The 24,623-nt window shown below is 49.2% G+C and carries 28 protein-coding genes; 1 reads left to right on the top strand and 27 read right to left on the bottom strand.

What is annotated here, in order from left to right; genetic code table 11:
- From V7126_RS13490 to V7126_RS13445, 10 genes are all read right to left on the bottom strand, one after another.
- Positions 1–109 (bottom strand): aspartate 1-decarboxylase (locus tag V7126_RS13490; RefSeq protein WP_335497647.1); only part of this gene is annotated, 109 nt, incomplete at its 3' end.
- Entirely contained in the window at positions 109–975 is an 867-nt protein-coding gene (panC, locus tag V7126_RS13485) for a pantoate--beta-alanine ligase (RefSeq protein WP_175077211.1), read from the bottom strand. The genes V7126_RS13490 and panC, both read right to left, overlap by 1 nt.
- Positions 976–977: 2 nt before the next feature.
- Entirely contained in the window at positions 978–1,811 is an 834-nt protein-coding gene (gene panB, locus V7126_RS13480; RefSeq protein WP_175077210.1) for a 3-methyl-2-oxobutanoate hydroxymethyltransferase, read from the bottom strand.
- A gap of 228 nt (positions 1,812–2,039) precedes the next feature.
- On the bottom strand, positions 2,040–3,023 hold the full coding sequence (locus V7126_RS13475; RefSeq protein ID WP_216898560.1) for a biotin--[acetyl-CoA-carboxylase] ligase: 984 nt from the start codon (positions 3,021–3,023) through the stop codon (positions 2,040–2,042).
- Positions 3,008–4,201: a CCA tRNA nucleotidyltransferase gene (locus V7126_RS13470; RefSeq protein WP_175077208.1), complete on the bottom strand. Its 1,194-nt coding sequence runs from the start codon at positions 4,199–4,201 to the stop codon at positions 3,008–3,010. Before V7126_RS13470 ends, V7126_RS13475 begins: the two co-directional genes overlap by 16 nt.
- Before the next feature lie 3 nt (positions 4,202–4,204).
- Positions 4,205–5,341, bottom strand: coding sequence for an N-acetyl-alpha-D-glucosaminyl L-malate synthase BshA (gene bshA / locus V7126_RS13465; RefSeq protein WP_175077207.1), 1,137 nt, complete (start codon positions 5,339–5,341; stop codon positions 4,205–4,207).
- Entirely contained in the window at positions 5,341–6,048 is a 708-nt protein-coding gene (gene bshB1, locus V7126_RS13460) for a bacillithiol biosynthesis deacetylase BshB1 (protein WP_335497646.1), read from the bottom strand. The genes bshA and bshB1 overlap by 1 nt, the downstream gene beginning before the upstream one ends.
- Complete coding sequence (mgsA, locus tag V7126_RS13455) at positions 6,035–6,448, bottom strand: methylglyoxal synthase (protein WP_175077205.1); 414 nt, start codon at positions 6,446–6,448, stop codon at positions 6,035–6,037. The genes bshB1 and mgsA overlap by 14 nt, the downstream gene beginning before the upstream one ends.
- 21 nt (positions 6,449–6,469) lie before the next feature.
- Positions 6,470–7,273, bottom strand: a complete 804-nt coding sequence (gene dapB / locus V7126_RS13450; protein WP_175077204.1) for a 4-hydroxy-tetrahydrodipicolinate reductase — start codon at positions 7,271–7,273, stop codon at positions 6,470–6,472.
- Between the two features lie 11 nt (positions 7,274–7,284).
- On the bottom strand, positions 7,285–7,623 hold the full coding sequence (locus V7126_RS13445; protein WP_048352940.1) for a nucleotide pyrophosphohydrolase: 339 nt from the start codon (positions 7,621–7,623) through the stop codon (positions 7,285–7,287).
- Between the two features lie 135 nt (positions 7,624–7,758).
- Here V7126_RS13445 and V7126_RS13440 point away from each other — a divergent pair, with 135 nt between their 5' ends.
- The gene (locus V7126_RS13440) at positions 7,759–8,631 is read left to right on the top strand and encodes a YitT family protein (RefSeq protein ID WP_046129896.1); all 873 of its coding nucleotides are present in this window, start codon (positions 7,759–7,761) and stop codon (positions 8,629–8,631) included.
- 38 nt (positions 8,632–8,669) lie between these two features.
- Here the strand turns inward: V7126_RS13440 and ypjB are convergent, their stop codons facing one another.
- From ypjB to trpE, 17 genes are all read right to left on the bottom strand, one after another.
- Positions 8,670–9,473, bottom strand: coding sequence for a sporulation protein YpjB (ypjB, locus tag V7126_RS13435; RefSeq protein ID WP_175077203.1), 804 nt, complete (start codon positions 9,471–9,473; stop codon positions 8,670–8,672).
- Positions 9,474–9,549: 76 nt separating this feature from the next.
- Positions 9,550–10,134: a DUF1405 domain-containing protein gene (locus V7126_RS13430; RefSeq protein WP_175077202.1), complete on the bottom strand. Its 585-nt coding sequence runs from the start codon at positions 10,132–10,134 to the stop codon at positions 9,550–9,552.
- A gap of 206 nt (positions 10,135–10,340) precedes the next feature.
- A complete protein-coding gene (locus V7126_RS13425; protein ID WP_046129894.1) occupies positions 10,341–11,108 on the bottom strand; it encodes a menaquinol-cytochrome c reductase cytochrome b/c subunit in 768 nt (255 codons plus the stop codon).
- A 33-nt stretch (positions 11,109–11,141) separates the two neighbouring features.
- On the bottom strand, positions 11,142–11,816 hold the full coding sequence (qcrB, locus tag V7126_RS13420; RefSeq protein ID WP_046129893.1) for a menaquinol-cytochrome c reductase cytochrome b subunit: 675 nt from the start codon (positions 11,814–11,816) through the stop codon (positions 11,142–11,144).
- A gap of 2 nt (positions 11,817–11,818) precedes the next feature.
- Positions 11,819–12,325, bottom strand: a complete 507-nt coding sequence (locus tag V7126_RS13415) for a ubiquinol-cytochrome c reductase iron-sulfur subunit (RefSeq protein ID WP_046129892.1) — start codon at positions 12,323–12,325, stop codon at positions 11,819–11,821.
- 147 nt (positions 12,326–12,472) lie between these two features.
- Positions 12,473–12,919 (bottom strand): YpiF family protein, encoded by a 447-nt coding sequence (locus V7126_RS13410; RefSeq protein ID WP_175077201.1) that lies wholly within the window; start codon positions 12,917–12,919, stop codon positions 12,473–12,475.
- Positions 12,920–12,996: 77 nt separating this feature from the next.
- Positions 12,997–13,536 (bottom strand): ReoY family proteolytic degradation factor, encoded by a 540-nt coding sequence (locus V7126_RS13405; protein ID WP_046129890.1) that lies wholly within the window; start codon positions 13,534–13,536, stop codon positions 12,997–12,999.
- 68 nt (positions 13,537–13,604) lie between these two features.
- Positions 13,605–14,879 carry a tetratricopeptide repeat protein gene (locus V7126_RS13400; protein WP_046129889.1) on the bottom strand — a complete coding sequence of 425 codons (1,275 nt, stop codon included), beginning with the start codon at positions 14,877–14,879 and terminating at the stop codon, positions 13,605–13,607.
- A 223-nt stretch (positions 14,880–15,102) separates the two neighbouring features.
- Positions 15,103–16,389 carry a 3-phosphoshikimate 1-carboxyvinyltransferase gene (aroA, locus tag V7126_RS13395; protein ID WP_175077200.1) on the bottom strand — a complete coding sequence of 429 codons (1,287 nt, stop codon included), beginning with the start codon at positions 16,387–16,389 and terminating at the stop codon, positions 15,103–15,105.
- Positions 16,390–16,398: 9 nt separating this feature from the next.
- Positions 16,399–17,514, bottom strand: coding sequence for a prephenate dehydrogenase (locus V7126_RS13390; RefSeq protein WP_046129887.1), 1,116 nt, complete (start codon positions 17,512–17,514; stop codon positions 16,399–16,401).
- Positions 17,515–17,562: 48 nt separating this feature from the next.
- Positions 17,563–18,645, bottom strand: coding sequence for a histidinol-phosphate transaminase (hisC, locus tag V7126_RS13385; RefSeq protein ID WP_175077199.1), 1,083 nt, complete (start codon positions 18,643–18,645; stop codon positions 17,563–17,565).
- Between the two features lie 12 nt (positions 18,646–18,657).
- On the bottom strand, positions 18,658–19,455 hold the full coding sequence (trpA, locus tag V7126_RS13380; RefSeq protein WP_216898556.1) for a tryptophan synthase subunit alpha: 798 nt from the start codon (positions 19,453–19,455) through the stop codon (positions 18,658–18,660).
- Positions 19,430–20,650 (bottom strand): tryptophan synthase subunit beta, encoded by a 1,221-nt coding sequence (trpB, locus tag V7126_RS13375; protein WP_216898554.1) that lies wholly within the window; start codon positions 20,648–20,650, stop codon positions 19,430–19,432. The genes trpA and trpB overlap by 26 nt, the downstream gene beginning before the upstream one ends.
- Positions 20,631–21,287: a phosphoribosylanthranilate isomerase gene (locus V7126_RS13370; RefSeq protein WP_175077196.1), complete on the bottom strand. Its 657-nt coding sequence runs from the start codon at positions 21,285–21,287 to the stop codon at positions 20,631–20,633. The genes trpB and V7126_RS13370 overlap by 20 nt, the downstream gene beginning before the upstream one ends.
- Positions 21,280–22,044: an indole-3-glycerol phosphate synthase TrpC gene (gene trpC, locus V7126_RS13365; protein WP_175077195.1), complete on the bottom strand. Its 765-nt coding sequence runs from the start codon at positions 22,042–22,044 to the stop codon at positions 21,280–21,282. The genes V7126_RS13370 and trpC overlap by 8 nt, the downstream gene beginning before the upstream one ends.
- A complete protein-coding gene (gene trpD / locus V7126_RS13360; RefSeq protein WP_175077194.1) occupies positions 22,025–23,053 on the bottom strand; it encodes an anthranilate phosphoribosyltransferase in 1,029 nt (342 codons plus the stop codon). Before trpD ends, trpC begins: the two co-directional genes overlap by 20 nt.
- Positions 23,025–24,572 carry an anthranilate synthase component I gene (gene trpE, locus V7126_RS13355; protein WP_175077193.1) on the bottom strand — a complete coding sequence of 516 codons (1,548 nt, stop codon included), beginning with the start codon at positions 24,570–24,572 and terminating at the stop codon, positions 23,025–23,027. Before trpE ends, trpD begins: the two co-directional genes overlap by 29 nt.
- Positions 24,573–24,623: the final 51 nt, after the last annotated feature.

The following is a 24,623-nucleotide window of genomic DNA, read 5'->3' as shown; positions in this document are numbered from 1 at the left end:
CGACGGCATCCAATAAATCTTCATCTATCGTGATGCTGCCGACGTAGTTCAAGTTGGCTTCCGTCACCCTCGCTCTGTGAAGCTTGGCGCTCATTAACGTCCGGTACATCATTCATCCTCCTTTTGATCGTCCGGAATTTCGATGATGATATTATCAATTAGGCGGGCTTTTGAGAATTTTACGGCTACCGCTATAATGAATTTCCCGCTCAGCGTCTTTAGGCTCTTCAATTCCGGATATGAGTAAATCTCCGCATAATCGATGACACCGCTCGTTTTTTCCAATATGCCCCGAATTTCTTTTTTCACGGCATCCGGATTGCGCTCGCCCTCGGAAACGAGCCGGTCGCCATGCCGAAGCGCCTCGTATAAAGCCGCCGCTTCTTTCCGCTCGCTCTGTGTCAGATAAACATTCCGCGAGCTTTTCGCAAGCCCGTCTTCTTCCCGCACCGTATCAACGGGAACAAGCTCAATGTCCATGAAGAAATCATCGATCAAGCCGTCGACAACAGCGACCTGCTGCGCATCCTTCATTCCAAAATAAACCCTCGTCGGAGACGCGAGGTTGAACAGCTTCGTCAGTACGGTTGCGACGCCGTCAAAATGACCTTGTCTTGAACGGCCGCAAAGGACATCGGTCCTTTTTTTGACGCTGGCGATAACCGTTGATTCAGCTTTGTACATTTCCTCGGGAGCGGGAGTGAACAAAACGTCCACTCCCCCCTCCTTCGCCAGCTTCCGGTCTCTTTCGATATCTCTGGGATATGCTTCATAGTCTTCCCCCGGACCGAATTGAAGAGGATTGACAAAAATGCTCATCACGACGATATCATTGTCTTTCCGCGCTTTTTTCACAAGCGCCATATGCCCTTCGTGAAGAAATCCCATCGTCGGCACGAATCCGATCGTTTTTCCTTCTTTTCGATATGTGTTTGCTATCGTTTGAATTTCTTTTGCTGTATGGATCTCAATCATGATTATTTTCCTCCGTATAACCCTTCAAGCACTTCTTGATCAATATGGAAGGAATGAGCATCTTCCGGAAAGTCTCGGTTTCTCACGTCTTGCACATATCCGGTAAGCGCCGCTTCAATCGGCGGGTCGATTTGCGCGTATTGTTTAACAAATTTCGGCGTCCGGCCGACTCCGTGGCCGACGACATCATGGTAGACAAGAACCTGTCCGTCTGTGTAGACGCCTGCTCCGATGCCGATAACCGGGATCGTTAATTCTTTTGAAATCCGTTCCGCGAGTTTGGCAGGAACGCATTCAAGCACGAGGGCAATCGCCCCTGCTTCTTCGCAGCGCCTGCTGTCTTCGATCAGTTTTTTCGCGCTTTCTTCGTCTTTTCCCTGTACTTTATAGCCTCCAAGGACACCTACAGACTGCGGGGTCAAGCCTAAATGACTGACCACAGGTATTCCGCCCCTTGTTAAGGCTGTAATCGTTTCAAACACCCCGTCTCCGCCTTCGAGCTTCAACGCATCCGCACCGCTTTCCTGCACGATTTTCATCGCGTTTTTGAGCGCGTCTTCCTGTGAGCAGTGATAGGACATAAACGGCATGTCTGTAACGACAAATGTATGTTTTGCACCCCGTTTTACGGCCTTTGTGTGGTGGATCATGTCTGCGACGGTAACCGATACGGTCGAGTCAAGGCCGAGGACGACCATTCCGAGAGAATCGCCGACAAGGATCATGTCCACTCCGGCTTGCTCGGCCAGCTTTGCCGCCGGATAGTCGTAAGCGGTCAGCATGACGATCGGCTCTCCGTCCTGTTTCATTTTCAAAAAATCAAGTTTTGTCTTCATGTGTTTCTCCTCCTCTTTTTCAGAGGAGATGAGCTGCCTTTTTTCGGACAGTAAAAAAATCTTCCGCGAAGAAGATTTTGCATCGTCCGTCATCGGCAAGAATCATCCCTCTGTCCCAGTCCTTTTTGGATCAAGGCAGACTGTTTATTTATAAAACTTCGTTTGCAGGTGCAGTTCCAACGGATACTGCCCAATCGAAGTATACCAAAAACGCCGCGTCCGTTCCAACTATGACGGACTAATTTCGATATCTGCGGAATAGATTTTTTTGATTCCGTCGCCCGTTTCCAGGAGCAGCACGCCTTCGTCATCGATTCCGAGCGCTTTGCCCCGGAACGTTCCGGAAAGCGTCCGCGCGGTCAATTCGCGATAGAGAGTCAGCGCATAGCTTTCCCATAAAAGCTTGATCGGCCGGAACCCGTGCGTGATGTACTCGCGGTACCTTTTTTCAAAGGTTAACAAGATCGTCTGAATAAGAGCCGCCCTGTCGATTTTTTCGCCGCTCGCCAAGCGAAGGCTTGTGGCCGTCTCCTTTAGCTCGCTTGGAAAATCGTCAGCAAGCTGATTGACGTTAATGCCCGTACCGACGATGACGGAATGGACCTGGTCGGCTTCCGCCTGCAATTCGGTTAAAATCCCGACCGCTTTTTTGCCGTTGATTAAAATGTCGTTCGGCCATTTAATTTCCGCAGCGATCCCTGTTTGCTCCTCGATTGCCTGGACGATCGCCACGGCGGTCAAAAGGGTCAATTGCGGCGTTTTTTGGACGGGAATCTCCGGCCGCAAAATGAGGCTCATCCAGATTCCGTTTCCTTCAGGAGAGTGCCACGCTCTCGACATTCTCCCCCTTCCTTCCGTCTGCTTATCGGCTACGACGATCGTCCCTTCCGGCGCACCGTTATTCGCCAGTTCATGGGCGACTTTTTGCGTCGATGACACGACATCCTGAAAATAAATCGTTTGACCCATTTTTTCCGTTTTTAATCCGAGCCTGATTTCATTTTCAGTGATCTTATCCGGCTTTTTTTTCATTTTATAGCCGAGCTTTCTGACGGCTTCAAGCTCATAACCCGATTTTCTCAGTTCCTCAATATGCTTCCAGACCGCCGTTCTGGAGCATCCGAGCTCTTCGCTGATTTTCTGTCCTGAGATGAATTCCCCGTCAGCCTCGGTAAACAATTGAATGAGTTTTTTTCTTAAGTTTGATTGCATTCGTTCAGCCACTCCTCTATGGCTTTTTTTTGATTGGCGAGCTCCCCCATTAAAACGGCGTGTTCAATCCGTTTTAAGTCTTCGGAAACCCATTTGCCCGGCGGCTTGTTTCTCATTTGGAGAAGGTCCCCGCCCGTAACGGCGAGGTCTTTCAAGCTTTTGATCGGAAGTTCAGAATAAGCCTGCCGTATTTCGGCCAAACGCCGTTCATCGATTTGCCCCGTCTTCTTCAGCATATGAATCATGCCCGCCGAAAGAAGCGTCTCTTCACCGGCCTCATACATGGAAAGCCTGTCCCATTTTTGATTGATGCGGCTCCCGACTTCCGCTGCCTGCTTGATGACTTTGCCCGGCAGCTTCCACGCTTTCAAAAAAGCGTGGGATCGGGCATCGTCAATCGATATCATGGAGAGGAAAGCCGCCCAGATGTCCGCTCTTTTTTCCAGCTTATAAAAAGGAAAAACGCCGGCAGACCGGACCTCTTCCGGTTTTCCGTCCAATCCGGGCAGCTCTTTGTACAGGCCTGTGTCGGCCGCCGCGGCAAGCGCCGGGCCAGCCGCTTTTCCTTTCAACAGCTTTTCAAATTCTGCCGTTTTTCGCTCTGTTGAAATATGCGCCAGCAGATGACTGTTTTCACAAATCGCCGCTTTTGTCTTTTCCGAAAGCGTAAATTCGAGCTGGCTCATAAACCGGAGGGCCCGCAGCATGCGGAGCGCGTCTTCGTGAAAGCGCTCCGCAGGGTCTCCGACCGTCTGAATGACCTTTTCTTTTATATCAGAAAGACCGCCGAAATAATCGATCAGCCTGCCGCTTTCATCCATCGCCATGGCGTTGATCGTTAAGTCGCGGCGTTTGAGGTCTTCCTTGAGAGATTTGATAAATTGAACACCGCTCGGCCTTCTGTAATCCTCGTATTCGAGTTCGGAACGAAACGTCGTCACTTCATAAGATTCTCCATTCAGCAAAACGATGATCGTTCCATGCTCTTTTCCGACATCGATCGTTTTCGGAAAAATGCTCTCGATTTCCTCCGGCGGCGCATCTGTTGCGATATCGACGTCCCCGACCGGACGATTCATGTGTGTATCCCTGACGGCCCCGCCGACGAAATAAGCCTGCCAGCCGTGTTTTTTCAGCTCATGAAGGAGGGGGAGAGCCTTTACAAAGAGATCCTCCATCGCTCACACTTCCAGTTCTATTAATTGATTGTAAATATCCTCATACTGGCCGATGATACTGCAGGAAGAAAACCGGTCCCTGATGTTTCTCAGCGCCGCTTCCGCAAAGCTCGAATGCAAAGCGTCATCCGTGAACAAACGGAGCGCTTTTTCGGCCGCAGCATCGACGTCGCCTATATTGACCAAAAAACCGGAAACTCCGTCTTCTATCACTTCCGGGATGCCTCCGATGTTCGTTCCGATGCAAGGAACGCCGCAGGCCATCGCTTCAAGAAGAACAAGGCCGAAGCTTTCCTTTTCCGATAAAAGGAGTTTCAAATCGCTGATCGCGTATAGCTCCTCTACGTTGTCCTGCTTGCCTAAGAAGAGTACATCGTCCCCTAAGCCAAGCTGTCTGACAAGCTGGCAGATGACAGTCATTTCCGGGCCGTCACCGACGAGAAGGAGCTTTGCTTTCATCCGCTTGACGATTCGGCTGAATACATGAATGACATCCTGCACGCGTTTGACTTGTCTGAAATTCGATACATGGATGATCACTTTTTCATCAGGCGAAATGCCGTACTGCTCTTTTAATGCATGATGATCGTGCTTTATGTAAACCCGCTCATCAACAAAATTGTAGATCGTTTCTATTTTCTTATCCGGTTTGATCAAATCATACGTCTGAGACGCAAGCGCGGATGATACAGCCGTCACGCGGTCCGACGATTCAATGGCGAATTTGATCAAGTCCTGTAATGACGGGTCATACCCGAGCACCGTAATATCGGTGCCATGAAGCGTGGTGACCGTTTTGATGTTTCCGCCCAGCATCTGCTTGGCTAAAAAAGCCGAAACCGCATGCGGGACAGCGTAGTGGGCATGCAAAATATCGAGCTGCTCCCGCTTGGCCACTTCCGCCATTTTGCTGGCCAATGCCAAATCATAAGGCGGATACTTAAACACGGCATATTGATTGACTTGCACCTCGTGAAAATAAATGTTGGAATATACTTTATTCAGTCTGTACGGGACACTTGACGTAATAAAATGAATTTCATGCCCTCTTTCCGCGAGCAGCTTGCCGAGTTCGGTCGCGATGATTCCCGATCCGCCGACACTCGGATAACACGTGATTCCGATTTTTAGTTTTTTCATCATCCGCCCCCAAATAAATCGTTGTTTAACACAAGCGTACGCTTCGAAAAAAATCCTTCCGCATAAGCGACGCCTGCTTCTTTTCCGAGAAGTTTTTCCCGCGCTTCAACAGTCTCGATATACCCGTTCGTCAGCGGCGTTTCCACCGATTGCCCAGACCGGGTAAACTGGCTCCTGTATGCTCTGAGACTCGCTATTTTCTTTTCCATCGTATCGGAAATATCGATTACAAATTCAGGTTTATGAAAGCCGTTTATCATATAGTAATACATATTTTGCACTTTATGAGCCGGCTGATTGTTTCCATCTTGATATTTATGTATTCCGGCGGAAAAAACCGCCTCTTCGACGATTTCCGCCGCGTGTCCGTGATCCGGGTGCCGATCTTTTTGATAAGGCACAAACACGAGCTTCGGCTTATACGCCCGAATGACGGTTACAGCTTCCCGGATCGCCTCCTCGTTCAAAAACAGGCCGCGGTCCGGGAGCGAGAGGGAGATGCGCGGGCTGACGCCTAAAATGTCCGCCGCCAGCGCCGCTTCGCTTTTTCTCGTTTCGACCGTTCCGTTCGATGACAGTTCAGCCCTTGTTAAATCGCAAATGCCGATCCGGAACCCTTTTTCCGCGTATTTCGCAATGGTTCCTCCCATGCCGATTTCCACATCATCGCTATGCGCGCCAAAAGCAAGTATATCAAGCATTACGATCCCCGCCGTGAACGAGATTTCTAAATTCAAAGGCGCCTTTTTCAAGCGAGCGGATCAAAATCTCCGCAGTCCCCATATTGGTCGCAAGCGGGATTGAGTAGACATCAGACAGGCGGATCAATGCGGAAACGTCAGGTTCATGCGGCTGAGCCGTCAGCGGATCTCTTAAAAAGATGACAAGGTCGATTTCGTTTTTCGCAATCAGCGCGCCAATCTGCTGATCTCCGCCGAGCGGCCCCGATTGGAAGCGGACGATGGACAGGCCGGTTGCTTCCATGATTTTCAATCCGGTCGTCCCCGTCGCAAACAGTTCGTGCTTTTTTAAAATGTTTTGATACGCCGTCACAAGCTGAATCATATCCTGTTTTTTACGGTCATGGGCGATTAAAGCGATTTTCAAAGCGATTTCCCCCTTTTGTCATTAATCGATGATATTTTCAAGGCCGTAGACAAGCTGATCGATTTTCATCACTTGTTCAACAGCCAGTTTCACACCTGACATGAAAGATGCACGGTTATATGAATCATGACGGATTTTCAGCGTTTGTCCGTCTCCGCCGAACAGCACTTCCTGATGGGCAATCAATCCCGGCAAGCGGACGCTGTGCAGGCGGATTCCGCTTTGTTCTGCTCCTCTTGCTCCCGGCAAAATCTCTTTTTCGTCAGGGTGCCCCTGCTGTTTTGCTTCCCGGACGGCCGAGATCATTTCCGCTGTTTTCAACGCTGTGCCGCTCGGGGCGTCAAGCTTTTGATCATGATGCTGTTCAATGATTTCCACATCGGTAAAATAGTTGGCCGCCATCTGCGAAAATTTCATCATCAGGACGGCTCCCAGCGCAAAGTTTGGCGCAATGATTGCGCCGATTCCTTTTTCGTCTGTGAGCTGCATCAGTTCATCGAGATCGCTTTCTGAGAATCCCGTCGTCCCGACAACCGGACGGACTCCGTGCTCCAAGGCGATTTTCGTATGTAATTTACCGATTTCAGGCGTTGTCAAATCAATCAGCACGTCCGGAGCCGTTTCTGAAAAGCATTCGTGTATGTCCGTATAAATCACCGCATTTGAGCGGCACTGCATAACTTCAGACAGCTTCTTCCCGTTATATGTACGGTCAATCGCCCCGACGAGTTCAAAGTGAGCGGTATCCTCGACAAGCTTGACCGCTTCCGTCCCCATTCTTCCGCGGGGGCCGGCTATGGCAATTTTGATCGTTTCTTTTGGCATGTGAATCTCCTCTACTTTCCTTCTTCTTTTCTTGTCCAGCGGTCTTTGTCACGGGTGTTGAATTTCTCCATGACCATATCATGCGCTTCATCTAATGATATATGAAGTGAATTGGCTAAACAAACTAAAACAAATAAAACGTCGCCGATTTCCTCTTCGATCTTTTTTTCGGCTTCGGTTTTTTTCTTCGGCTTTTCCCCGTAATGATGATTGATTTCCCGCGCCAGTTCGCCGAGTTCCTCCGTCAGCCTGGCCATCATCGCAAGCGGGCTGAAATAGCCTTCTTTAAATTGGCCGATATATTCATCAACCTCGCGCTGTATATCTTTCACCGTTTTTTCCTGAGTCATTTGGCAAAACCTCCTGTCATCTCTTACATGTTAGCGAATTCAAACAAGTTTGACAAATGTTTGAGACGGGTTTGCTGTTTTAGATGGGATACACTATAATATTAACGCCAGCTTATGGAAGGAAAGGGGATTTTTATGTTCGGAGAGATCAGAATGAAAAATGTTTTGTTTATCTTGGCGGGCGCCGCTGTCTTTTCGTTTGGACTTGTTCATTTTAATATGCAAAACAATTTGTCGGAAGGCGGTTTTACCGGAATCACCCTGCTCCTGTATTTCTTGTTTAAGATCGATCCTTCCATTTCCAATCTGGTATTAAACATTCCGGTCTTTATCATCGGCTGGAGGCTGCTCGGAAGAACGGTTTTTGCGTATTCGATCATCGGAACCGTCAGCCTGTCCGTGTTTTTATGGATTTTCCAGCGCTTCCAGATCCATATGCCGCTGAAGCACGATCTTGCGCTTGCAGCGCTGTTTGCCGGCGTTTTTATCGGCACCGGGCTCGGAATCATTTTTAGATACGGAGGTACGACAGGCGGCGTTGATATCATCGTCCGACTCGTCAACAAATATTTCCATACACCCATGGGCAAAGTCATGTTTGTATTTGACGCCTGCGTCATTACGCTTTCGCTTATTTTTTATCTTTCCTATAAAGAAGCGATGTACACTCTCGTCGCCGTATTTGTTGCCTCAAAAGTGATTGACTTCATGCAGGAAGGCGGGTACGCTGCAAAAGGAGCGACCATCATTTCCGAAAAAAACGAGCAGATCCAGCAAAAAATAATCGAAGAAATGGAACGCGGAGTCACGGTTTTAAAAGGCCAGGGGTCCTATACGAAAGCCGAGCGCGATGTGTTATATTGCGTCGTCCCGAAAAATGAAGTGGTCCTTTTAAAAAATGTGATCACATCCGTCGACCCCCATGCATTTGTTGCGGTAAGCGATGTTCACGATGTATTGGGTGAGGGATTTACGCTTGACGAAAACAAAAATCCCATTTCCCGCTGAACCATCAAACAAAAAGAAGCCTGCGGGCTGCAGAGCTTCTATTTCGGCCAATCCTTTTCCCTTTTTTTGCGCCTGTCCCCTTCGGCTTTATACTTCCTGAAACCGACGTATGTCAGCGTAGAAAGGATGATGCTTCCAGTTGTCAGGATGACCCACAACAAGGAGGGATCTGCGTCATCTTCCTCCACTTGATTAAATACGTCTTCCAAATCTTTTTCCAGCGCATTCAGCCTTTCGAGCTTGCTGCTTTCCGTCATTTGCTGAAAATCGCCGTGCTCGACGACATCGATATGGTTTGAGACGCTTTTAAGTTGTTTTGGCGGGACATCAATCGTTAAGCTTGGATAAATCGTATCATACAATGATAAGAAATGATTCCATTTTTCCTGAAACGTCATGCCGTCTTCCTTTTGAATACCGGCTTTCAGCGCTTGAAACGAATCCATGATCGGCTTTTTCAGCGAACTCCAAAGCGGGTCATGGTCGGACTCCAACGCATCCATCAGCATCCTGAACTGAGCCGCTGCTTTAAGCTTGTCTGTTTGCTCCGTCTCTTTGTCTTCAAGGCTTTTCAGCACATCATGATATGCCAGCGTAACCTGGCGGACCTCTGTTGCGGTCATCACACCTTCCGCTTCGCTTTTCTCCGCAGCCTTCAGCCTGTCTTCAAAATATTGGAGAATCTGGACAGCCTCTTCATATTGCGTCTGCCTTGTTAATTGGAATACGGTATCGGACAGTTCGTTCAATTCCTGCAATGCTTTCGGATCACCGCCCGCTTTCAAACCGCAGGCAGGAAAAACGAGCGCAATCAGCATGCAAAGGATCACCTTTCGTATCATTTACGGTCCCTCCCACTCCTTCTATTACAGCGTATGAAGAGAGGGACAAGGTTAGACCAAGATTGTTATCCAAAGCCTACAGCTTGAAAGCTTTCTTAGACAGGACAAGATAATACGCCAATCCGATCGAAGCGATGCTCATCCAAAACGTAAAATAGCCGATTTGCGGCATGTATTGATCAAGCATTGAATAATTCGGCATCATCTTAAACAGGTAATCGATCACATCATTATGGAGCGTCCAAACCGCAGCCGCCGCCAAGTGCCAAGCTTTAAACCGGTAATACGGCGAATACAAAATGCCTTGCACAGCCATGGCAAAATGCGATGCAATCAGCATATACCCCGTCCAATGAAGGCTTCCCGTCGTTACAAGCACGAGTATATTCATGACGACCGCCCACAGCCCGTATTTAACGAGCGTAACGAGAGCAAGCGCTTCAAACAGGGACGCATTCCTTTTTAAAAGAAAGCCCAAAAGGACAAATAAAAAAAACAAGGTGGCTGTCGGGCTGTCGGGAACAAAGATCAGAAACTTTGCCGGAGTGTCCACCAGCTGGGGAAGGTACCAATAATATCCGTAGACAGTGCCGAGAAAGTTGACGGCCAATAGCAGGACGAGTACTGATCTTTGCCCGAGCATGTAAAGAATCCATTTCACTTCTATCAACTCACAGTCTTTTAAAATAAAAAGGGCTGCCGCTTGGGTCCTCCGCCTGGAACACATGGGCGTGTTCACGCTCTCGGAGTATAGACCCGCTGCAATTTGAAGAGGCTGCCGAATTTTTTCGACAGCCTCGAACGCTGACCTAACGTCAGCTTCAGCTCTATCATGAGTATATCTTTCCTTTTGAATCTTGACAACATTTACTTTGCAGTCGTTTCAGATATGAATTTGGACAGCTCTTTCAGCTGCTTATCATTACCCTTAAACACGCCGGCCGGCATTTGCCCCTTGCCTTCCTTGGCGATTTTCGCAATCTCTTCAGGAGATAAACCGTTGTCAACGAGAGACGGTCCGGCTGCCCCGCCCTGCATGTTATCGCCGTGGCAAGAAATACAGCCTTGTTCCTGGTAGACCTTGTAGCCCGCAGCGCTCTTGTCAATGTCAGCCTCTTCTTTGATTTTCCCTTGTTCTTCGGCAGCGGCCCAATCGTGTGTGACGACGGACTGCCATGTCAAGAAAACCGTGGCTGACAGCGCCAAAAGCATCAGCCCGACAGCAACGGGACGCTTAAACGGTCTTCTGTCAGGCCCCCTGTCGATAAACGGTGCCAGCAGAAGCGCCCCGAACGCAATCGCCGGTATGACGATTGCTCCGACCACCGTATACGGCCCGGCGGCATATTCGTATTTAAGCAATTGGTACAAAAATAGAAAGTACCAGTCCGGTAAAGGTATGTAACCGGTATCCGTCGGATCGGCCATCCGTTCAAGAGGAGGCTCATGAACGACGGTCAATACGAGAAAACCGATCAGAAAAACCGCTCCTACAAGCCACTCTTTAAGCAAAAAGTTCGGCCAGAACGCTTCCGTTTTCCCCGGAAATTCCGAATAATCTTTTGGAATATTCGGTTTTCTTTCCGCCGGTATTCTCGAATCTCCGACAAACTTCATTCCTTTTCCCCTTTTCATGCCATCCCCTCCTTCTTTCTTTTCATCACTCGTTTACAGCGGCCCGGAAATTCCTTGCTTGCGAATCATGATAAAGTGTGCAGCCATAAGCGCAAAGAGAGCGGCTGGCAGGAAAAAGACGTGTATGGCAAAAAATCGCGTCAACGTCTGGGCGCCGACGATATCCGGATGACCGGCGAGCAGCGTTTTGATTTCCGGCCCGATCAGCGGCGTCGCCTCCGCGATCTGCAGACCTACTTTTGTCGCAAACAGAGCCTTCATATCCCATGGCAGCAGGTAGCCTGTAAAACCTAAGCCGAGCATGACAAAGAAAATGAGCACGCCGACGATCCAGTTCAGCTCCCTGGGCTTTTTATACGCCCCCTGAAAGAAAACCCTCAGCGTATGAAGAAACATCATGACGATGACCAGGCTTGCCCCCCAGTGGTGCATTCCCCGTACAATTTGTCCGAAAGCTACTTCATTTTGCAAATAGTAAACCGATTCCCAGGCATTTTTTATGTCCGGGACATAATACATCGTTAAAAACATGCCGGAAAGCACCTGAATGACCGTTACAAAAAACGTCAATCCCCCAAAGCAATAGACGAATGCTGAAAAATGGTGCGCCGGATTGACGTGTTCAGGAACTTCGTGATCGGCAATATCTCTCCAGAGCGGTGTGATATCAAGCCTTTCATCCACCCAGTCATAAATTTTGTTTAGCATGATCACCCATCCTTCCTCGGCTTGGCTTTCCCTAAGTAAAGATAGCCGTTTTTAACCTCTTGCTCATATCGGTCTAAAGGAGCAAGCGGCGGAGTTCCGGGTACATTGGTACCATCCTTTTCATAAAGTCCGTAATGGCACGGACAAAAAAACTTGTTCGGATTTTTTGGATCGCTGTTCCAGTTGACCGTGCACCCCAAATGCTTACAAACCGGTGATAAAGCTATGATTTCTCCCCCATGTTTGAAAACCCACGCCGACCGCGATTCTTCAGATTCGTACCAGGCATCCACTTGTTTGATCTTGAAGTCGAAGCGCTGCGGTTCGTTTGTCAGCTCGTCAACGCTTACAACCTGAACCATGTCCTGATCCTCAGTCGGTCTTAAAACCGGATCGAGCGCGAAGCGAACCATAGGCATGAGCATTCCCGCCGCCATAAAACCGCCGACCCCGGTCAGCGTGTAGTTTAAAAATTGACGTCTGGATACCCGATGTCTGTTTTCGCTCATCTTCATATCCCCCCTCAAGTCCCCAGCTACAATATAACTGAAATAGAAAAATATTCAATGAAACTAGGACACCCTCATAATATATCAATCTTTTAGGAAGGTCAACATTCCCAAAATAACTAATCTGAGGAAATGTAAGTGTTTTTATCAAGAGTTCCAATATTGTAACAAAATGTTCAATATTTGCTCAATTTGGTCATCAAGAACCTTTTGTTTCAGCGAGTCTTTCATATGTTCAAGGGGCACAGCCGGAATCCAGAGCAGCCTTTGCTCATCGCTGAGCGCATGCTTCCAGCGCTCGTCAGCCGTCAGAAAAATGGTGTGCCGAAAGTGCTTTTCGGCCATTTCTTTCAGATCGCCAAGATCCCGTGCCGATTTTTCATCAGCCTGCAAATATGTATAAGGCGGAAACAGATAGATGCGGCCCTTCAGCTGCCTCTCAAGCTCCTCAGCGAGCATCGATGTAAATTCCCCTTTTGAGACGGCTGATTTAAACTGCTCCCCTAGATCGACCGAAATCAGCGGAATGACCGCGGTATCGATGTACTCCTTGGCGTTCAGATAAACATCTGCATCATGTGCATTCCATTTCACTCGGGATATCCTCCTTTTATGACAGCGCTTCCCTCGCTAAACAAGCCTTGCGTTGGCAAGGCTTGTTAGCGGCGGGGCTATTGCAGCTGGCTCAGTTGTTTTGCTAATTTTTCGAAGCTCTCTTTATCTTGGCGGTCAAGCGCTTCGTCTATTTCCCGCAGCAGTTTTTGTCTCTGAAAAGTCGAAATGGAGTGCTCCAAAATCTGCTCGGCGACTATTTTATCTTTTTCATTTTCGTATAGGTCTTTCGGAATATGAGGGTTGGCCTCCAGTACGGCCGCGTATTCCGGCGAATTATAGGCTGAGCGGAAATTCAGCTGGATGAACAGATCCTGCTGCTTATTCAGCCGGATATCGTGAAACGATTTCTCTGCATCTGTCGTCATGACGTTTTCTTTATAAAAACGAAAAGGCACTTCTTCGACGCAGTGGGTGGACATGATAATGCCTCTCGGGCAAAATTCGGCCTGCTCGACAAAATGTACTTTCTCCATTAACGAGTCATGGCTCATTAAATAATTCAGAATCCATACACACTCTCTTCGTTTGAGCTGATAGTGGTTTAAAAACCAGCGGATAAAATCTTTTTTTTCATTGACAGAAACAGGGGTCTGCATGTTATTCCCTCCTCTATCGCATCTTGTGTACTACTTTATTAATTCCACACAAACCGATCATATCCTGCTTATTCAAAGGAATTTTCATCTTCGATTCTGAAAATCATCTCATGGACTTCCTCATTTGCGGGATCGAGTGCAACGATTTTTTTCAAAAGCGGCAATGCTTCCTTCCGCTTTCCTTCTTCAAGCAAAAATACCGCGTACTCATACAGAAAATCTCCATCTTCCCGATAATTCGAAAATGCGGCTTCGAATTCCCGGCCCGCCTTTTCGTATTCTTCGATTCCAGCGTACGCCGATGCAAGAAACCAGGTGAATTTTGGGTCATCTTCACCATATTTGCGAACGTCTTCTACGAGATCAATGATACTCTCAAAGTCTTCTTCTTCAAGATAAAGGGCAAGAAGGGTGTGAACGGCTTCGATATATCCAGGGTCAAGGGCGAGCGCTTCCTGAAGCAGGTCTTTCGCATCAGCCGGCCTTTTCGTTTTTAACGCTGCTTTTGCTGCAGAAAGATACAGCTCTTTGTTGAACTCATCTACGCGGATTCCTTCTTTCGCTGTTTCAAACGCCTCTTCATAAAGCCCTTCTTCTTCATAGCTGTTGGCCAAAGGCTTGTAGAGCGAGGAATAGGCCGGATCCAGCTCTTTAAGCTCTGTCAATTGTTTGATCGCAGTTTTAGGGTACCCCGCTTTTAAAGCGGTAAAACCGTAACCAAACAATGTATTCGGTTCCGGATTCTCCCGGACGGCTTTTTCATACCATTCCAGCGCTTCTTCAAATTCTCCTGACGAGCTTAATGACTCAGCGAGCCTCTGGTAAACGCCGACTCCTCCGATAACCGCCTTTTCACCGGCTGCTTTTTTGTATTGCGCAACCGCTTTTTTGTAGGCTCCCTGAGCGAAATACAGCTCTCCCAAAGCAAAATCGATCACCGGCTCATCAGGCAGGATGGATTTCGCTTTCAACAGCTTCTGTTCGCTGACTTCAAACAGCCCCTGCATCTGATACAGGTCAGCCATCAAAAGCAGGCTTTCCGCGTATGCCTGATCTGTTTCAGGAATCGTCTCCAGTACACGGAGCGCTTCCTCTTCCTGATCGGTTTCGATGAGGAGCTCGGCATAAAAACAGGTCAGCTCAGATTCTTCCGGGTACAGTTCGTGCAAATCGCTGACGATGGCAATGGCCTTGTCGACGATTCCCCATTCGTAATACAGCTGGGCAATAGTCGCTTTGTCTTCGTCGTGAAGGGCAGGCGTGATTTCGGCAAGTTTTTTCAATCCGCTTTCCGTTTGGCCTGCTTCAACTAATTTTATGGCTTCTTGGATCGAAGTATTCAAATCTAAACGTCCCTTTCTTTCGTCAAATCATCACCGGCGTTTTGCTCCGGCAAAACTGCTTGAGTTAGTTATTATCATAATTCACCCGGGCAGCTTCGGCAAATATGTTGCTCTTCTTTATCCCGTTCCCGGAAATATTCTTTAAGACAAGCTATGCAGCAAGCCTTCGTTTTATGTTCGCGGCCTTTTTTGAAAGGCGAAAAAGCCTGAAGCACAGAAGGCTTCAAGCTTTTTTGGCCAGCTTTTCAATATGTTCAAAAAACGTCGGATATGAGACGCTTACGGCTTCCGGACGGGCAATATCGATCGGATTTTCGCAGATGCACGCGGCAATCCCGAGCATCATCCCGATGCGGTGGTCGCCGTGGCTGGATACTTGCGCACCTCCGGTCAAAGGCGTTTTTCCGTAAATCTTCATCCCGTCTTCCGTCGGCTCGATACGCGCACCGAGTTTATTTAGTTCCGATGCCACGGTATCGATGCGGTTCGTTTCCTTCACTTTGAGCTCTGCGGCATCTTTTATCACCGTCGTGCCTTCAGCCTGTGTCGCGAGAAGGGCGATGATCGGAATTTCATCGATGAGGCGCGGAATCAGATCCCCCGAAATTTCGGTCGCCTTCAAGGATGCGGCCTTGATTTTCAAGTCGCCGTACGGCTCTCCGCTTCCGGTGTCCTTTGCTTCGATTTCAAGATCTGCGCCCATTTTTTCAAGAACATCGATGATTCCCGTCCTGGTCGGATTTAAACCGACATTTTTCAGAACGATTTCGCTGTCCGGCACAAGGGAGCCGGCTGCAAGGAAAAATGCGGCTGAAGAAATATCCCCGGGGACAAATACATCCGTTCCTTTTAACGTCTGTCCCCCGGCAATCGAAACGGATGTATCGCTTTCCTCAAGCTTCACGCCAAACATTGAGAGCATCCGTTCCGTATGGTCCCTCGATTTATGGGGCTCTGTCACGGTCGTTGTCCCGTCGGCCTGAAGACCGGCAAGGAGAACGGCCGACTTGATTTGCGCGCTGGCAACAGGCGATTGGAAATCGATCGCGGCAAGGTTTCCGCCGCGGACAGATAGCGGCGTATACTCTCCACCGGCACGGCCGTCAATTTTCGCCCCCATTTGCCGAAGCGGATCGGTTACGCGCTTCATCGGCCGTTTGGCAATGCTGTCGTCCCCCGCTACTGTGCTGTGGAACGGCCGTCCCGCCAAAATGCCGAGCATCAGCCTGATCGTCGTTCCGGAATTTCCGACATCGAGGAGTTCGCCCGGCTCAGACAGCCGATCTAAGCCTTTGCCGTATACCGTAACATCGCTGTTGTTCCGTTCGATTTCAACGCCCATTTTTTTGAAGCAGTCGATCGTGCTTAAGCAGTCTGCCCCCGGCAGAAAGTTTTGGATAACCGTTTTTCCTTCCGCAATGGCGCCGAACATGACCGATCTGTGGGAGATCGATTTGTCGCCCGGAATATGGAGCTCTCCTTTTAATGAACTGACTTTTCCTCTTTTCATGCTTCCACCTCAATCAGCGTAAAATGTCTCATATTTCGCGCGGGTTTGAATGCATTTTTCAGCGCGTTTGCGATCTTGGTCAGATTGAAAACTGATTCTGAGAACACCGTTTATCTCTTCCCGCGTTTCGATAATCCGGATGTTCGTGATGCTGATTTGCTCGTCGGCGAGAATCGCCGTAATTTCAGAGATGACCCCCGGATGGTCAGGGACATCGACATAAAGATCGTAAAAAGAAGGAATCGCGCCTTTCTGCCGTAAAGGAAGGCCATCGCGGTATTCCTTTGCCTGCCGAAAAAATTCAAACAGCCCGTCTGCATCTTCATTTTCAACAAAAGTCCGGATCCTGTCCAGCTCAAGTTTCCATTCGTCAAACCGTTCTAAAATTTTATCTTTATTGTGCAAAAGAATATCCCGCCACATCGCCGGACTGCTTGAAGCAATCCTCGTTATATCGCGGAATCCTCCAGCGGCAAATCGCTTGACGAGCGGATACTGGTCCTCAAATTTAACCGTCTGGTGCACGAGGCTGGCTGCCACGATGTGGGGAAAATGGCTGATCACGCTTGTGACGGCATCATGCTCCTCGGGAGACATTTCCACAAACTTTGCATTCGTCCCTTTCAGAAGTTCTTTCAAAGAGCAGACCGATTCTTTTTTAGCGGAACGGGCCGGGGTCAAAATATAGAATGCATTTTCGAATAATAGCTCTTTGGCGGCTGCCACGCCTGATTTGTGAGAGCCTGCCATCGGATGTCCGCCGATAAATTCATACTCTTTCGGCAGCACGTTTTCCGCGTGGGCGACAACCTTTTGTTTTGTGCTGCCCACGTCGGTTATTAACAGTTTTTTCTTCATGCCGGATGCGGCCAGCTCGTCAAGCATATGAAGCGTCTGCTCTACAGGAGCCGCCAAAAAGACCGTCGACGCTTTTTGAATGCCTTCCGAAAACGAAGCAGCAGGCTCGTCAATCACGCCGAGCTTCTGTGCAGCATTCACCTGCTCTCTGGACACATCAAACCCGATGATTCGTTTTCCGGGATGCTCTTTTTTGATGGCGAGCGCAATGGAACCGCCGATCAAGCCTAATCCGGCCAATAATATCGTTTCATTCGGTTGAGTCATCTTTATCACCTGGTTCAATAGACTAAAGAGGTGATGCAGCATCACCCCTTACAATATACCGGCCAATGTTTTCAAAAACCCTTCGTTCTGCTCTTTTGTGCCGACGGAGACTCTTAAATGCCCCGGAAAACCGAGCGCATTTCCCGATCTCGTGATATAGCCCTTTTCGAGCAATGCCTGAAACAGTTCGTCTGCATCCCGTTTCAGATCGATCAGCACAAAGTTGGTCTGGGAAGGATAATAATCGAGCCCGTGCTCATTACAGAAATCGTAGTACTGCTTAAGCCCTTCTCTGTTTTTTCTGACGCATTCTTCGATAAACGCCTGATCGCCAAGCGCGGCAAGTGCGGCAGCCTGGCCGAGCCGGTTCGTGTTAAACGGCTGTCTCGCCGGCTCGATGGAGCGTACCAGCTCTTCTGAAGCGATACCGTAGCCGACCCTTAAGGCGGCCAGGCCGTACGCTTTTGAAAACGTTCTGAGGATCATCAGGTTCGGGAAGCGCGTCAAAAGCGGGATCGTTTCAGGATAGTCTTCCGCGGTTACATATTCATAGTAAGCTTCATCGACAACGACGAGGGCGTGCTCAGGAACCTTCTCAAGAAAACCGATCAGTTTCTGCTCCGGTTCGTATGTTCCTGTCGGGTTATTCGGACTGCAAACCCAGACGATTTTCGTCTTGTCATCGATCGCCTCAAGCATGGCATCGAGATCATGGCAGCCGTCTTCAAGCAGGTCCACCTCCCGCACTTGGGCACCTTCGATAACGGCATTGTGCTTGTATTGGGAAAACGTCGGGTTCGCCATCACCGTGTTTGTGCCGGCGTCCAACAAAGAACGGGAAAGGATTTGAATGACTTCATCCGTGCCGTTTCCTAAGATGATGTTTGTCTCGCTTACGCCAAGGTGCCCTGCAAGCTTTGTCCGCAAGGCCGCACTGTAGCCGTCGGGATAAAGGGCCATTTGCTGAACCTCAGTCTGGAGAGCATCTTTGGCCGCTTCTGAACAGCCGAACGGATTTTCGTTTGAAGCAAGCTTTACGACTTGATCGAGATTGTATTCCTTTTTGACCTCTTCAATCGGCTTGCCTGGCTGATAAGGTTTTAACTGTTTTAACTGTTCTTTGATTTGCAAAATTCTGTCACCTCATTTAACCATGTACGATACGCTGAATGTTTTAGCGTATTCTTCAAATGTTTGCAAGGCTTGCTCTCTTGTCTCCGGACTTATGAGATCGTCTTTCAGCTCCTCGATCTTTCTGACAAGAGCGCTTCCTACGACAACGCCGTCCGCCAGTTCATTCATCAGCTCCACTTGTTCGGAGCCGGAAATCCCGAAGCCGACAGCAACAGGAACGGAACTCATCCCTTTTACAGACCGGACAAATGAAGAAACAGAATCATCGAATCCATCGCGAACACCCGTAACGCCGAGCGAAGATACGCAATACACAAACCCTTCCGCCTGCTGTGTAATTTTTTGGATCCGGCTTTCGCTTGTCGGTGCAACAAGAGAAATATACGTGATTCCCTGCTTTTTGCATTGCTGCTGCAAATACACGCTTTCTTCAAAAGGAAGATCCGGAACGAGAAGTCCGTCAATTTCATTTTGTCGCAGTAAAGCGAAAAAGTGATCTGTATCTAATTGTAACACAGGATTGTAATACGTAAAGAGAATTATCGGGATATCCACGCCGTTTTTTTTCATTTTTCCGCCAAGCCTGATCGCTTCAACGATGTTCATGTTATTGTCTAGCGCCCGTTTTGAGGCCCTCTGAATCACGGGGCCGTCAGCCAGCGGATCAGAGTACGGTACGCCGAGTTCAAGAGCCGAGGCGCCCGCCGCCTGAAGGGATTTTGCCAGTTCGACCGTTACCTCCGGCAGCGGGTCGCCCGCTGTAATAAATGGGACAAACAGCTTATCGGACTTTTTCAGATTGAACATCTTCATTCACCTCTTCTTCCATCACCTTCATCAAGGTATGGACATCTTTGTCTCCCCTGCCTGAAAGGCATACCAGAATGCTTTCCTCTTGTTTCATGTGTTTTGCAATGTCAAACGCTTTCGCCAACGCATGGGCCGATTCAATCGCAGGTAAAATCCCTTCTGTCTCCGCAAGACGTTTTAAAGCCGCTACGGCTTCACCGTCTGTCACCGATTCGTACCGGACGCGGCCGATCTGGTGGAGATGGGCGTGTTCAGGCCCGACTCCGGGATAATCGAGACCGGCGGAAATGGAATACGGCTCGATGATCTGCCCGTACTCATCTTGCAGCAAATACGTCAAAGAACCGTGGATGACGCCTTTCGTTCCTTTTGTGATGGTTGCCGCGTGAAGCGGGGTTTCGGTGCCTTTTCCCGCAGCCTCAACGCCGATCAGCTCAACGGGTTCTTCGATGAATGAACTGAACATCCCGATCGCATTGCTGCCCCCTCCGACACAGGCAATGACCTTGTCCGGAAGCTTTTGTTCGGCTTCGTAAAACTGCGCTTTCGCCTCATCGCCGATGATTCGCTGAAACTCCCGGACGATATAAGGGTATGGATGCGGTCCGACAACCGACCCGATCATGTAGAAATGATCCCGGCAGTACTGAACCCAGTATCGGATCGCCTCGTTTGTCGCGTCTTTCAATGTTCCGTTTCCGCTGGAGACCGGCACGACTTCAGCCCCTAAAAGCTTCATCCGAAAAACGTTCAACGACTGCCTTGCAACATCTTCCTCACCCATAAAAACAATGCATGACATGCCGAACTTTGCAGCGACGGTCGCCGCAGCGACACCGTGCTGGCCTGCGCCTGTTTCGGCGATGAGCTTTGTTTTGCCCATTTTCGCAGCAAGCAGCGCCTGACCGAGAGCGTTGTTGATTTTATGTGCGCCTGTATGGTTTAAATCTTCACGCTTTAAATAAATTTTTGCTCCGCCCAACTGCTTTGTCAGCTGATCGGCTAACGTGAGGGCGGTCGGTCGTCCTGAATATTCAACTAACAGTTTTTTATATTCCTCTTGAAATGCAGGGTCATTCTTTAGACCCAGAAACGCTTTTTCGATTTCCTCCAACGGCTGCATCAATGTCTCCGGGACGAATTTCCCTCCAAAGTCGCCAAATCTGCCTTGTTCATTCGGATATGAATACATGATTGAACATCCTTTCTTCTAGAAGGTTGATCAGCTTCTCGCTTTTTTGACCTTTTTCTTCGATTCCGCTTGCCAGATCGATTCCCGGAGGCTTCTGATCCAAAAGCGCTCCTATGCTGTCCGGATTGACGCCTCCCGCGATAAACAACCGCTTTCCATCTTTGGCCGCAGCTTCAATGTACATCGGCACGCTTTCCCATGAAAACGAAATGCCTGTTCCTCCCCTCATCCCTTTTACAGAAGAGTCGATCACAAACCCGTCTGCATACGGGATGAATGCTTTCAGTTTTTCAACGGTTCCGCTTCCGTGGTGAAACGCCTTCCAAACCTCACAGTCCGTCATCGTTTTCAGCCGTATGATGTCTTCTATCGTTTCGTCGCCGTGAAGCTGGATTACGTCTAAAGGTACGTCTCCGGCAATCTCAATGATGCGGCCGGTATCTTCGTTGACAAAAACGCCGACAAGCTTTTTCGCCAAAGGTCCGATCTGCCTGCACCAGCTTTTCACATCAGAAGGGTCAACCGCCCGCCTGCTTTCGGCGAAAATAAATCCGAGGTAGTCCGCTTTTGAGCCGGCCGTCGCCTTCAAATCTTCGAAAGAATGAATCCCGCAATATTTCAAGCTTGGTTTATTCATCACCCGTTTCTCCAAACAGCGCATGAATGGCTTTTTGCTGCGACGCTTCCCTCATTAACGATTCCCCGACGAGGACGGCCCGTGCTCCGCACTTTTTCACAAAACACAAGTCTTCTTTTTTGCCGATCCCGCTCTCGCTGACAAGAACGGTGCCGTCAGGAATCATTCGTGCAATCCGCTCCGTCTGGCTGACGGAAGTTTCAAAGGTTTTCAGATTTCTATTGTTCACACCGATAATCTCCGGCGTAAAAATGTTCAAGATCCCTTCCAGCGTTTTTTCTTCATGAACCTCAACGAGTGCATCCATGCCTTTTTCGGCGGCTTCTGTATACAGTTCGTAAAGCTTTTGCGGCTCGAGCGCCTCGCCGATCAAAAGGATCGCATCCGCTCCGATGCGGTTCGATTCTTCGACCTGTAAGGAGTCGATGATGAAATCCTTCCGCAGCACGGGAATCGATACTTCGCGTTTGATCGATGACAAATATTCATTTTTGCCTTGAAAAAACGGTTCATCTGTCAGGACGGACAAACAATCTGCGTTTGCCCGTTCGTACGCTTTTGCGATTTCTTCAGGCTGAAAATCGGCTTTTATCACCCCTTTTGACGGGGAGGCTTTTTTCACCTCGGCAATCAAAGCCACAAAGCGATTCGGCGACAGAAGGGCCTTCTTAAATGAGCGCTTCACGAGCTTTACATCTTCCGGCAGCACCATCTTCGACACGTATTCCCGCTTTTTTTCAATGATTCGATTCAGCATACATCTCTTCCTCTTTCTGTTTTAATCGTTTCAGCTGTTTGAGCGCTTTGCCGCTTTTAATCGTCTCCAGCGCGGCTGAAACGCCTTCTTTCAGCCCGCCGGCCTGACCCGCGACATACAATGCGGCGCCTGCATTCAAAGCGGCGATGTGAAGCGCGGATTCAGAACTGTTGTTTTGCAAAATGTCTAAGATGAGGCGGCCGCTTTCCTCAGGGGTACCCACCTGAATGTCGCTGAGCCTGCCAAGCGGCAGTCCGGCGTCAGCCGGCTCAACAGTATATTCAAACCGTTTTCCGCCTTTCAGTTCGATGACGTCTGTCGGTGATGTGATCGACAGCTCGTCGAGTCCGTCGCGGCTTGACACAAATAAAACATGCTCCGGTTCAAAGGCTTCCAATGCTCCAGCCATCAGCCTCGCCTTTTCGATGGAGTATACGCCGATCACCTGGCGTTTGGCTTTCATCGGATTGCTGAGCGGACCGAGCAGATTAAATACGGTTCGAAACGCGAGGTCTTTTCTAACGCCCGCAACATGCTTCATTGAAGAATGATAGGCCGGCGCGTATAAAAAGCCCATATTCCGACGTTCAATGCTCCGTTTTGTTTCCTCAGGCGTCGTCTGGATCGATATCCCGAGATATTCGAGAACGTCTGCACTTCCGCTTTTGGAGGACACCGAGCGGTTGCCATGCTTGGCGATTTTGGCACCGGCCGATGAAGCGATGATGGCGGCCGCCGTCGAAATATTGAACGTGGAAACGCCGTCTCCCCCCGTACCGCACGTATCGACGACATCTTCCGGGCCGTCTATTGCCAAAGCCTTCTCCCGCATCGCTCTGACAAAGCCGGTCACCTCATCAACCGTTTCTCCCCGGTAAGCAAGAACGGAGAGAAACCCGCCGATTTCAGCAGCGCTCATGGAGCCGGTCATCATCAAATGCATGATTTCGTTCGCCTCGGCTTCGCTCAGCGTCTCCCCGTTAACGCATGATTTCAGCAGTGCGTTCATGACCGTCCTCCTCCTTTTCACAAAACACGTCTTCAGCGATTTGGATCGTTTTCAGCAGCGCCCCCGCTTTATTGCACGTCTCTTCCCATTCCATTTCAGGCGCGGAGTCGGCCACGATTCCGGCGCCGGCTTGAATCGATGCAACGCCGTCCTTGACGCTCATCGTCCGGATCGTAATGCAGGAATCGATATTCCCGTCAAACCCGATGTAAGCGATGCAGCCCCCGTACGTTTCCCGCGGTTCAGGCTCAATCTCATTCAAAAGCTGCATCGCCCTGATTTTGGGAGCCCCCGTCAAAGTGCCGGCCGGAAAGGCGCTCATCAAAGCATCGACCGGGTGAACGCCTGCTTTTAAAGTGCCGGTCACGACTGAAATAATATGCATCACGTGTGAAAACGACACGATCTTTGTAAACTCCGGCACGTTTACGGACCCGTATTCGGCCACCCTGCCGATGTCGTTTCTCGCCAAATCGACAAGCATATAGTGCTCCGCCTTTTCCTTTTCGTCAGCCAGAAGCTCTTTTTCGAGTCGTTCATCTTCAGCCTTGTCAATTCCCCTTTTTCTCGTCCCGGCAATCGGATGAATTTCAAGGTGTCCGTTCTGCACATGGATCAGACGTTCCGGCGAGCTTCCGACAAGCTCGCGGTCAGGCAGCTTAATATAGTACATGTAAGGCGATGGATTGATCAGCCTCAGCACCCTGTATAATTCAAAGGAACCGACTTTCACAGGTATATCAAACCTTTGGGAAAGAACTCCCTGAAAGATATCACCCGCTTTAATGTATTCTTTCAGGCGTTCAACATCGCGCATGAATTGCTGCTTCTCGTACGTTGACCGGACATGGTCAAAGCTTGGTGCGCCGTGCCGTTCCTGCGGGAGAAAAAGCTCCTTCGCCGCTTTACGGTCCTTCAGCCTGCGTATTAGCTCTTTCAAATCTTCTTTGGCGGCATGATAGGCTTCCGCTTTTTCGTTCTCCGATTCTCCGCCGTTCAGCGTGACGTAATGAATAAAGTGGAGTTTTTTGAGTTCGTGGTCGTAGGCGATCATCGTCCGGCAGACGAACAGCTGGCATTTGGCCATGTCCGTTACCCGTTGATGTCCGGCGATGGCCGGCTCAATAAGCGGCATTACATCATAGCTTAAATATCCAACGGCTCCCCCTGAAAACGGAATATCAAGCTTCGGCGCCTTAATTGCGCATGTATCCGACATCCATACAAGCACTTCCTTCAGCTCTGGCGCCGTATAAAGCTTCTTCATTTCGCTATCCGCAGCGTGGAACCTGCCGTTTTCCTCTTTGATGGTCAAAAACGGATCGAGTCCGATGAAGGAATATCTGGACCATGAGGATGATTCGTCCTCGCTTTCGAGCAAATAGACAATGTCGTCTTTCAGCTTTTCAACCATTTGAATGGGCGTCAGCGTATCGACGGAAAAACTTTCGATAATAGGAATGGTTTTAAAACGCACAGCATCTTTCATGAAAGCGGAAAAATCGTTTTGAATACTCAAAGTTCTCACTCCTTTTCAAGAGGAGAATGAGGTAGGCACAGAGAGGCAAAA

Origin of the sequence: Bacillus sp. JJ675 (genome assembly GCF_036963165.1) — a bacterium.
Lineage (GTDB): Bacteria > Bacillota > Bacilli > Bacillales > Bacillaceae > Bacillus > Bacillus glycinifermentans.
This window is presented reverse-complemented; position numbering and strand designations above follow the sequence as displayed.

Coding starts and splice junctions, on each gene's coding strand:
- V7126_RS13445 (WP_048352940.1), bottom strand. CDS start 7,623: ATGACTCAGGAAAAAACGGTGAAAGATATACAGCGCGAGGTTGATGAA.
- trpA (WP_216898556.1), bottom strand. CDS start 19,455: ATGTTCAATCTGAAAAAGTCCGATAAGCTGTTTGTCCCATTTATTACA.
- V7126_RS13440 (WP_046129896.1), top strand. CDS start 7,759: ATGTTCGGAGAGATCAGAATGAAAAATGTTTTGTTTATCTTGGCGGGC.
- trpD (WP_175077194.1), bottom strand. CDS start 23,053: ATGAACGCACTGCTGAAATCATGCGTTAACGGGGAGACGCTGAGCGAA.
- V7126_RS13470 (WP_175077208.1), bottom strand. CDS start 4,201: ATGGAGGATCTCTTTGTAAAGGCTCTCCCCCTCCTTCATGAGCTGAAA.
- trpB (WP_216898554.1), bottom strand. CDS start 20,650: ATGTATTCATATCCGAATGAACAAGGCAGATTTGGCGACTTTGGAGGG.
- V7126_RS13425 (WP_046129894.1), bottom strand. CDS start 11,108: ATGAAAAGGGGAAAAGGAATGAAGTTTGTCGGAGATTCGAGAATACCG.
- aroA (WP_175077200.1), bottom strand. CDS start 16,389: ATGAAAAGAGGAAAAGTCAGTTCATTAAAAGGAGAGCTCCATATTCCG.
- panB (WP_175077210.1), bottom strand. CDS start 1,811: ATGAAGACAAAACTTGATTTTTTGAAAATGAAACAGGACGGAGAGCCG.
- qcrB (WP_046129893.1), bottom strand. CDS start 11,816: ATGCTAAACAAAATTTATGACTGGGTGGATGAAAGGCTTGATATCACA.
- V7126_RS13390 (WP_046129887.1), bottom strand. CDS start 17,514: ATGACTCAACCGAATGAAACGATATTATTGGCCGGATTAGGCTTGATC.
- panC (WP_175077211.1), bottom strand. CDS start 975: ATGATTGAGATCCATACAGCAAAAGAAATTCAAACGATAGCAAACACA.
- dapB (WP_175077204.1), bottom strand. CDS start 7,273: ATGCCAAAAGAAACGATCAAAATTGCCATAGCCGGCCCCCGCGGAAGA.
- bshA (WP_175077207.1), bottom strand. CDS start 5,341: ATGAAAAAACTAAAAATCGGAATCACGTGTTATCCGAGTGTCGGCGGA.
- trpC (WP_175077195.1), bottom strand. CDS start 22,044: ATGCTGAATCGAATCATTGAAAAAAAGCGGGAATACGTGTCGAAGATG.
- V7126_RS13475 (WP_216898560.1), bottom strand. CDS start 3,023: ATGCAATCAAACTTAAGAAAAAAACTCATTCAATTGTTTACCGAGGCT.
- ypjB (WP_175077203.1), bottom strand. CDS start 9,473: ATGATACGAAAGGTGATCCTTTGCATGCTGATTGCGCTCGTTTTTCCT.
- V7126_RS13405 (WP_046129890.1), bottom strand. CDS start 13,536: ATGCAGACCCCTGTTTCTGTCAATGAAAAAAAAGATTTTATCCGCTGG.
- V7126_RS13370 (WP_175077196.1), bottom strand. CDS start 21,287: ATGAATAAACCAAGCTTGAAATATTGCGGGATTCATTCTTTCGAAGAT.
- V7126_RS13415 (WP_046129892.1), bottom strand. CDS start 12,325: ATGAGCGAAAACAGACATCGGGTATCCAGACGTCAATTTTTAAACTAC.